This window comes from Actinomycetota bacterium (assembly GCA_035540895.1).
Lineage (GTDB): Bacteria > Actinomycetota > JAICYB01 > JAICYB01 > JAICYB01 > DATLFR01.
On record DATLFR010000119.1, the window covers coordinates 1 to 8,655 of the forward strand.

At 69.8% G+C, this 8,655-nt stretch carries 9 protein-coding genes; 4 read left to right on the plus strand and 5 right to left on the minus strand.

The annotated features are described in order from the left end of the window. The coding region (locus VM840_06645) for a heavy metal translocating P-type ATPase (protein ID HVL81252.1) at positions 1-1,923 on the minus strand (1,923 nt) is incomplete at its 3' end. Positions 1,924-1,989: 66 nt separating this feature from the next. Here VM840_06645 and VM840_06650 point away from each other — a divergent pair. Beyond that, the gene (locus tag VM840_06650) at positions 1,990-2,394 is read left to right on the plus strand and encodes a DUF4190 domain-containing protein (GenBank protein HVL81253.1); all 405 of its coding nucleotides are present in this window, start codon (positions 1,990-1,992) and stop codon (positions 2,392-2,394) included. Here the strand turns inward: VM840_06650 and VM840_06655 are convergent. From VM840_06655 to nrdR, 3 genes are all read right to left on the minus strand, one after another. After that, a complete protein-coding gene (locus VM840_06655) occupies positions 2,377-3,117 on the minus strand; it encodes a DUF4190 domain-containing protein (protein HVL81254.1) in 741 nt (246 codons plus the stop codon). The genes VM840_06650 and VM840_06655 overlap by 18 nt on opposite strands. 127 nt (positions 3,118-3,244) lie before the next feature. Further along, entirely contained in the window at positions 3,245-6,163 is a 2,919-nt protein-coding gene (locus VM840_06660; protein ID HVL81255.1) for a vitamin B12-dependent ribonucleotide reductase, read from the minus strand. 42 nt (positions 6,164-6,205) lie between these two features. Beyond that, entirely contained in the window at positions 6,206-6,688 is a 483-nt protein-coding gene (nrdR, locus tag VM840_06665; protein ID HVL81256.1) for a transcriptional regulator NrdR, read from the minus strand. Between the two features lie 192 nt (positions 6,689-6,880). Between nrdR and VM840_06670 the strand changes: the two genes are divergently transcribed. Further along, the gene (locus VM840_06670; protein HVL81257.1) at positions 6,881-7,264 is read left to right on the plus strand and encodes a hypothetical protein; all 384 of its coding nucleotides are present in this window, start codon (positions 6,881-6,883) and stop codon (positions 7,262-7,264) included. Here the strand turns inward: VM840_06670 and VM840_06675 are convergent. Beyond that, the gene (locus VM840_06675) at positions 7,257-7,574 is read right to left on the minus strand and encodes a LysM peptidoglycan-binding domain-containing protein (protein HVL81258.1); all 318 of its coding nucleotides are present in this window, start codon (positions 7,572-7,574) and stop codon (positions 7,257-7,259) included. The genes VM840_06670 and VM840_06675 overlap by 8 nt on opposite strands. A gap of 149 nt (positions 7,575-7,723) precedes the next feature. Here VM840_06675 and VM840_06680 point away from each other — a divergent pair, with 149 nt between their 5' ends. Both VM840_06680 and VM840_06685 read left to right on the plus strand, forming a co-directional pair. Beyond that, on the plus strand, positions 7,724-8,221 hold the full coding sequence (locus VM840_06680) for a M23 family metallopeptidase (GenBank protein ID HVL81259.1): 498 nt from the start codon (positions 7,724-7,726) through the stop codon (positions 8,219-8,221). Between the two features lie 4 nt (positions 8,222-8,225). Next, positions 8,226-8,655: sigma-70 family RNA polymerase sigma factor (locus VM840_06685; protein HVL81260.1), on the plus strand; the 430-nt coding region annotated here is incomplete at its 3' end.

An 8,655-nucleotide genomic window follows, 5' to 3' on the forward strand; every position in this document is an offset into this window, starting at 1 on the left:
GTTCTGTACCGACTTGCGGTGAGAGGCCCTCGACAGAGAGACGACCGCCGGGACGCTTCGGGGGTCCGATCCCGCCAGCACCAGTCCGGCCGACTCGATGGCGACGTCGGTCCCGGCGCCGATCGCTATGCCGACGTCGGCCCTCGCGAGGGCGGGAGCGTCGTTGACCCCGTCACCGATCATGGCCACCGACCGACCTCGGTGTTGGAGCTCGGCGACCTTGGCCGCCTTGTCCTGAGGCAGCACCTCGGCGAGGACCTCGTCGATCCCAAGGTCACGCGCCACCGCTTCCGCCACCTGAGCCGCATCCCCCGTGATCAGCACGACGCGACGGCCGAGCCTCTGGAGGCTCCGGACGGCCTCCCCCGCCTCCGGCCGGACCTCGTCCTCGAGCGCGACCGCGCCCGCGACCGTCGTCCCGTCGACGAGGTAGAGGATCGAGGCCCCCCGGGCGCGGTAGGTGTCCGCCCATCTGTTCAGCTCCTCGGGTTCCTCCGTCCCGCGTTCGGCGAGCAGGCGCGGCCCGCCCACCCCGAGGCGCCGGCCGTCGACCTCTGCCTCGACGCCGCGGCCAGGCAGCGAACGGAACGACGTCACCGCCGGGACGTGGAGGCCTCGCTCCCGGGCCGCGCGGACGATGGCCCGCCCGAGTGGGTGTTCGCTCTGAGCCTCGGCCGCGGCAGCCAGGGCGAGCAGCTCCTCCTCGGTCCACGGGTCCGACGCCGCGAGACCGACGACGGCGTGCTCCCCCCTCGTCAGGGTCCCGGTCTTGTCGAACAGGAACGTGTCGACCGTGCGGCTGCGCTCTAGCGAGAGCCGGTCCCGGACGAGTATCCCCGCGCGAGCCGCGATCGCGCTGGACAGGGAGGTGACGAGAGGCGTAGCCAGTCCGAGCGCGTGCGGGCACGAGATCACGAGGACCGTCACGAGGCGCATCACCGCTTCGTAGGGAGACCCCAGGGCCGACCAGACGACGAAGGTGGCGACCCCGGCCCCCGTGGCCACGTAGAACAGCACCGCCGCCGCTCGGTCGGCGAGGACCTGCGCGCGCGAGCGGGAGCTCTGCGCCTGCTCGACGAGTCGTCTTATGCCCGCGAGGGCCGTGTCCTCCCCGATGGCGCTCACGCGCAGCTTGAGCGACGAATCGGTGGATACGGTCCCGGCGACGACTCGTTGACCGGGTCCACGGGCGACGGGCCGGGACTCCCCGGTGATCATCGACTCGTCGAGTTCCGCCTCCCCCTCGGCGATCTCCCCGTCGGCAGGGACGCGCCCGCCCGCTCGCACGAGCACCACGTGTCCGGGGCGTAGCGCGGACGCCGGGACCGTTCGAACGGACCCGTCGTCCTCGACCAGATCCGCCTCGTCGGGGAGGAGCTCGGCGAGGGCGGACAGGGCGTCTCGCGCCTGGCCGAGAGCCCGCATCTCCAGCCAGTGTCCGAGGAGCATGATCGTCACCAGAGCGGCCAGCTCCCACCAGAAGTCGACGTGCAGCAGGCCGAGGGAGGTGGCCATCGAAGCCGTGAACGCGACCGATATCGCCATCGAGATGAGCAGCATCATCCCGGGCCGCCGAGACCTCAGCTCGTGCCACCCGCCCTCGAGGAACGGCCAACCTCCCCACAGGAAGATGACGGTCCCGAGGACGGGGCCGACCAGTCCGAGGCCCGGGAAGGCCAGGCGGTAACCGAACCAGTCCATGATCATCGGGCTGGTCACGATCACGGGGAGGCTGAGCGCCAAGCTGACCCAGAAGCGGCGGCGGAACGCCGCGGCGTGGTGCCCGCCGTGGTCCGCCGCTCCTGCGTGGGATCCGTGGGACCCGTGGGAGCCGCCGCCCTCCCCATCGTCGTGGGACGCGTGGCTCCCATGGGGGTCGTGGTGGAGCGGCTGCCTCTCGAACCGGTCGTCCAACCTCTGCATGTCTTCCTCCCTGTCTCGGGAGGCAGCATACCCCCGGGGGGTATGCTCGTCAAGCCCCACTTGCCGGTGTGCAGGCGGGAAGGCATCCTGCATTGGCTGAGGAGGTACGGGATGGCTCTGTGCGGCAACTGCGGTCAGCAGCTCGACCAGGAGGACACTCGGTGTCCCAACTGCGGGAGGCCGGTCGGGCGTGCGTCGCCTTCGGGAGAACCCGCGCGGAGCACAGACGGGACGGCGATCGCGGCGCTCGTCTTCGGGGTCCTCGGCGTCCCGGGGTGCTTCGTCTTCTCGATCCTCGCGATCGTGCTCGGCAACCAGGCGCAGGCCCGGATCGCCGCGAACCCCGGGATCGGGGGGGAGGGCCTGGCGCGGGCCGGGTCCATCCTGGGATGGGTCGGACTCGCGCTCGCGGGCGCGTGGATCCTGTTCGCGCTCGTCGGCGCGGTGGGGTTCCTACCCTTCATCCTGTAGCGTGACCGCTTCCTCCCAGGACGCGGCCCACGCTTCCTCCGGAACCTCGGACGCGAGGCAGGTCTCCGAGGCCACGCGGGCGTAGGTCGTCCCGCCCCCGGCGACCCGCTCCACCACGTCGCGGATCGCGAAGCACTCCGTCGCCCCCCGTGCCGCGAGCACGATCTCGTTCGGGCCGACGACGTGGATCGATACCTCGCCCGGCCCGGCGCTCGGGCCCTCGAGGAACGTCAAGGCCGGCTCCATCATCCGCATCGTGTCGAGCGTCACGCTCTCGTACGTCTCCTCGTCGGTGAAGATCGTCTTGGCGGAGGTGAGCCCGTTGCGGAGGCTCGACTGTGCCTCGCGGTCGGCGGCGGCTCCCCATACCAGAGGCGCCCTCCGCGCCTCTCGCTCCTCGAGGAACCCGACCGCGGACCAGGCCAGCACGATCCCCCACGCGATCCCCAACACACCCAGCACGACCCCGGCGACCGCCGCTCTGCGTCCGCCCATCGTCGGATCGCGCCGGACCGTGCGGAGCGCGCGCGCCCCCGTGGCGACCGCTACGACGCTCCCGACGAGGGGACAAGCGACGAACCCGGCGATCGCGGTGGCGAGGGACACCGTGGCCAGCGGCTCCCGACGCCCGCGGCCCTCACGGTGCCAGACCCGCTCGCCGCAGTTCGGACAGGCGAGCGCACGCGCGTCGACCTCGTTCCCGCACCGTGTGCAGTTGGGCATCTCCGCCTCCCAGGCGCCGAAGTATCGGCCGTGCCGTCGGACCCGGTCAAGGGGGCCCACCCGAGCCGGACGGCCGCGCGGCGAGGGGGCCCAGCGTGGGCTGGGCCCCCTCTCGAGTGGCGGGAGACTAGCTGCAGCCGGACGTCGAGCCGCAGGACTCGCAGGCGAAGCACGAGCCGGACGGCCGCATCCTGATCCCGCAGTTGTTGCAGAACGGGGCGTCCACGGCGGGCCGGGTGACGGTCTCGGCGGAGGACCGCGGCGCGGCCAGCGGCCCGTCCGCCTCGCCTGTCGCCGTCTTCTCGATCACGGGCGTGTTCATCCCGTTCGTGATCTCCGTCCGCTCCGCCACCGACCTGATCCCGAGCGCCTCGCGCTTGTCCCTCGGCAGGTACTCGAGCGCGAGGCGCCGGAAGATGAAGTCCATGAGCGAGGTGGCGAACCGGATGTCCTCGTCGTCGGTGATCCCACGCGGCTCAAAGGTCATGTTCATGAACTTCTCGACGTAAGCCTCGAGCGGGACCCCGTACTGCAGGCCCATCGAGATCGATATCGAGAAGGCGTCCATCACGCCCGCGAGCGTGGAGCCCTGCTTCGCCACCTTTATGAAGAGCTCGCCCGGCTGACCGGTCTCGGGGTAGAGGCCGACGATCACGTACCCGTCGCAGTCGGCGACCCGGAAGGAGAAGGTCTCCGCGGGACGCTTCTTCGGGAGACGTCTCCGGACGGGCTGCGGGTCGACCGGCTCGACCGACAGGACACCGTCCACCTTCTCCTTCTTCTCCGCGGACAGCGGCTGGTCGGCCTTGCAGTTGTCGCGGTAGATGGCCAGGGCCTTGAGCCCGAGCCGCCATCCCTCGACGTAGACGTGCTCGACCTCGTCGACGGAGGCCTCCTCCGGCATGTTGATGGTCTTGGAGATGGCCCCGCTGAGGAACGGCTGAACCGCGGCCATCATCCGGACGTGCCCCATGTAGCCGATCAGGTTGTCCGAGGTGAAGGAGCACGCGAACACGGGGTAGTGCTCGGGCTTGACGGCTGGAGCACCCACCACGGTGTTGTTCTGGTCGATGTACTCGACGATCGCCTCGATCTGCTCGTCGTTGTATCCGAGCCGTCGCAAGGCGCGGGGGACGGTCTGGTTCACGATGGACATCGTCCCGCCACCGACCATCTTCTTGACCTTCTTGAGGGCCAGGTCGGGCTCAACCCCCGTGGTGTCGCAGTCCATCATGAACCCGATGGTCCCCGTAGGAGCCAGCACGGAGACCTGTGAGTTCTCGACCCCGTGCTCCTCGGCCTCCTGGAGGGCGTGAGACCAGACCTCGTTCGCGCGGTCGACCACGCGCCGGAGCTGGTCGTCCCGGGCCGTGGGAGCCCCGGCTCCCACGATCTCCTCGTGGAACGTGCCGATGCGCCGATCCAGCTCCTCGTCCCCGGACGCCGGCGGGGCGGTCAGGGCCCGGGAGAACGCGGCGTGCTTCGCGAGCACCCTGAGCGTGGCCTGCCGGTTCTCCGGGTGCGAGAAGCCGGGGAGCGAGTCGTGGCCCGGGTACGGCCCGACCGCCTTGGCGAACTCGGCCGAGGCTCGGTACGCAGCCGCCTGCATGAGCGATGTCACCGCAGCCGCCCAAGCGCGACCCTCGTCGGAGTCGTAGGGGACGCCGATGGCCATCAGCAGAGCACCGAGGTTGGCGTATCCGATGCCGAGCTGACGGAACCCCCGAGCGTTGCGCGCGATAGCGTCCGTCGGGTAGTCCGCGGCCACGGCCAGGACGGCCTGCCCAAGCAGCACGATGAAGACCGCGTGTTCGAACGCCTCCACGTCGAAGCTGCCGTCGTCCCGGAGGAACCTGAGCAGGTTCAGGGAGGCGAGGTTGCAGGGCGAGTTGTCGAGGTGCATGTACTCCGAGCACGGGTTGCTGGCGGTGATCGGACCCGCCGCTGGAGCCGTGTGCCAGTCGTTGATCGTGTCGTGGTACTGGATCCCCGGGTCGGCGCACTCCCAGGCGGCCTGCGCCACCTGCTTCATGACGTCTCGCGCCATGTAGCGGTGGATGACGTCGCCCGATGTGACCCCCCGCAGCTCGTACTGCGTGTCCTGGACGTAGGCGTCCATGAAGACGTCGGTCACCCTGACCGAGTTGTTCGCGTTCTGGTACTGGATCGAGTACGCGTCGACGCCCGAGTCGACCGACATGTCGAACCCGGCTTGCTTCAGGGCGCGGGCCTTGCGCTCCTCCACCGCCTTGCACCAGATGAACCCGGGAGCCTTGTCCCGCATCTCGAGGATGTCGGGATGGTCGATGTTCATCACGACCATCTTCGCGGCCCGTCGGGTCGCGCCCCCGCTCTTTATGGTTCCGGCCGCCGCGTCCGCCCCCCGCATGAACGACACGGGCCCGGACGAGTACCCCCCGACCGCGAGCTGCTCGTAGGAGGACCGCAGGTTCGAGACGTTGAGCCCGGACCCCGACCCCCCCTTGAAGATGAACATCTCGTCGCGGTACCACTCCGCGATCGAGTCCATGGAGTCGTCGACGTGCAGGATGAAGCAGGCACTCGCCTGCTGGGCCCGACCCTCGACCCCGATGTTGAACCACACGGGCGAGTTGAACGACGCCTTCTGCGTCACGAGGATGTGGGTCAGCTCGTCGGCGTACGCCTTCGCGTCGAGGTCGGACGCGAACCTCCCCTGGTCGGTCCCCCACCTGACGATCGAGTTCACGACCCGGTCGATGATCTGCTTCAGCGACCACTCCCGCTGCGGCGTGTTCTGCTGGCCGCGGAAGTACTTCTCGGCGACGATGTTCGTCGCGTTGAGCGACCACGACGAGGGGAACTCGACGTCGGACTGCTCGAAGGCGACGACCCCGCCGCGGGAGACGATCGAGGCGGTGCGCCGCTCCCAGGTGATCTCGTCATAGGGGTGGACGTCGGCCCTCGTGAACCTCCGGGTTATCGTCAGGCCCTCCGCCCGCGTATCCACGACCGAGGCCTTCCTCCCGCTCCCGCTACCGTTGCCGTTCGTCCGACCGCCGGCCATCCAGCCCTCCTCGTTTCCCGCTCTCGCCGTGGACCTCAAGTCCTATCTGTCGCCACCGACACGCCTCTTGGGCGGGCTGGCCTTGACCAACGCACGTATCTCCCGTTCGAACGCCTCCACGTCCTGGAAACCCTTGTAGACGGACGCGAACCGCAGGTACGCCACCTCGTCGAGCTCCCTCAGCCGCGTGAGCGTCTCCATCCCGACCCGCTCGCTCGTGATCTCGGCTCCCAGCGCCCGCAGGGCCTCCTCGACCCCGTCGGTGACCGCGAGCATCTGCTCATCGGTCACGGGGCGGTTCTTGCAGGCCTTCGTGATGCCGCTGATGACCTTCGCCCGGTCGAACGGCTCCCGGGAGCCATCGCGCTTCACGAGGACCATGGGCACCTCCTCGGCCCTCTCGAACGTGGTGAACCGGCGCCTGCAGCTCGTGCACTGACGACGCCTCCGGACCGCGGTGCCTCCCTCCGCCTCCCGGGAGTCGACGACCCTCGAGTCGTCGAACCGGCAGTACGGACAGCGCATGAGAGCCTCCTGGACACAACATCTAGTAGGTAGGCGACTGGGTGTCGCCCATATATTGTGTCACATCATTGTGATCCCCGCCGCGCCTGTCAAGGGTTAAGAGATGACGTGGGGCCCCGCAGGTGCCCACGAGGCCGGACCCGCCGGGCCGCGGTGACGACTGATCTGGCCCGCAGCGGGGATATGGGGGACATGCTCAACCGTGGACATCGGCGCCTCATAGTGGCGTGCGCCGTGATCGCCGCTTCGGCCATAGCCGCGATCCTGGTCCTGGGTCCCGGCCGGGGGTCTCGTCAGGATCTGGGCGAGATCCGCGACGGCATCGCCCAGCAGATCGAGATCACGTCACGTCAGGTGGAGATCACCGAGGAGCAGCGACGGATCGCCCTTCGTCAGTTGGAGATCGCCGAGGCTCAACTCGGCCTCACCCAGGAGTCGGTCGAGATCCAGCGGGAGCTCCGGCAGTCGATCCAGCTCCAGCGGGAGCTGCTGGAGGTCGCCCGGCAGACCCTGGAGCAGGTACGGGAGATCAACAGGAAGACACCCCCCGCGCCTCGGGCATCGCCAGTCATCTGACGCGCGGACAGGCCTCGGACTGAACGGCTCGTCCCGCGGCGCGACCGTCCGCCGGCACCCAGATGTGCTGCCCCGGCTGGATCGACGCGTCGCGGAGCCCGTTCGTCCGGGCGATCCGGTGCATCTCGGCCCTCACATCCGACCCGGAGCCCGACGCGAGCTCCCAGAGGGTGTCGCCCGCCGCGACCTGCACGCATCGCCACTCCTGCTCGTGCGGTCGGGTGGCGGCCGCCCCGGCCGCCCCGACGAACCCCAGGATGACGAGTCCGACCACCATCCCCACCAGCTTGCCCAGCGGCGTCAGCTTCATCTCCAAACCCCTCCCGTCTGCGAACCCGTGTTCGTATCGGAACCTGTGTTCGTCATGGTAGGGGACGCCACCGACAGGGATGGGCGTCCCCCCCGCGGCCTAGACTGGCGGAGCCTTCCCCGACGCCCGACCCTCGAAGGAGCGGACCCATGCGTCGGACCCTCGTCCTCATCTCGTTGCTGCTCGCCTGCACGCCGGCAGGCGCGACCGGGAACCCTGTTCTGCGGGAGGGAGCCGCTCACTCCGTCCCGCTCCATGGCTCGCTCATCCGGCCCTATGACGCGCCGACGAACCCGTATGCCCCGGGGCATCGGGGGGTCGACGTCGCGGCGCCGGCGGGGAGCCCGGTCCGCGCCTCCGCCCCCGGCGTCGTGTCCTTCGCCGGGAACGTGGCGGGGAACCTGTCGGTGACCGTCGACCACGGCGACGGCGTCCGGACGACCTACTCGTACCTCTCCACGATCGCGGCCGCGGCTGGTCGAGCCGTGGACCGCGGCGACGTGGTCGGCGCGACCGGCTCCGGACATCCAGGCTCGGGTCTGGGCCCCCACGTGCACCTCGCGGCCCGGCGCGACGGCCTCTACTTCGACCCGCTCATGCTCTACGTGGGGTCCTCCCATGCCGACCTGGTCTCGATCGTGAGGTGAGGGGTTGCCGGCAGCGTCCGGCCGGGCGATGATGACGGCCCCGGCCGCGCGCTCGATCGTCCAGGAAGGGGTCGCTGTGTCAGACGAGGTCGACGTCTACTCCGCTCCGGGGTTGCCGTCGTCGCCGGAGGGTGGGACCCTCACCGACCGCTACCTACCGCTGGTCCGGAAGATCGCCACCCGTTTCGAGGGTCGGGGTGAGCCCCTCGAGGACCTCGTCCAGGTCGGGTGCGTGGGTCTGCTGAAGGCGGTCGAGGGGTTCGACGGGTCCCGCGGGGTGGCGTTCGAGAACTACGCGGTGGTGACGGTGATCGGCGAGATCAAGCACCACTTCCGGCAGATGCGGTGGAGCCTCCAGGTGCCGCGGCGGCTCCAGGAGGCCGGGCATCGGATCCGGGAGGTGCGCGGCGTCCTCGCCCAGGACCTCGGACGCG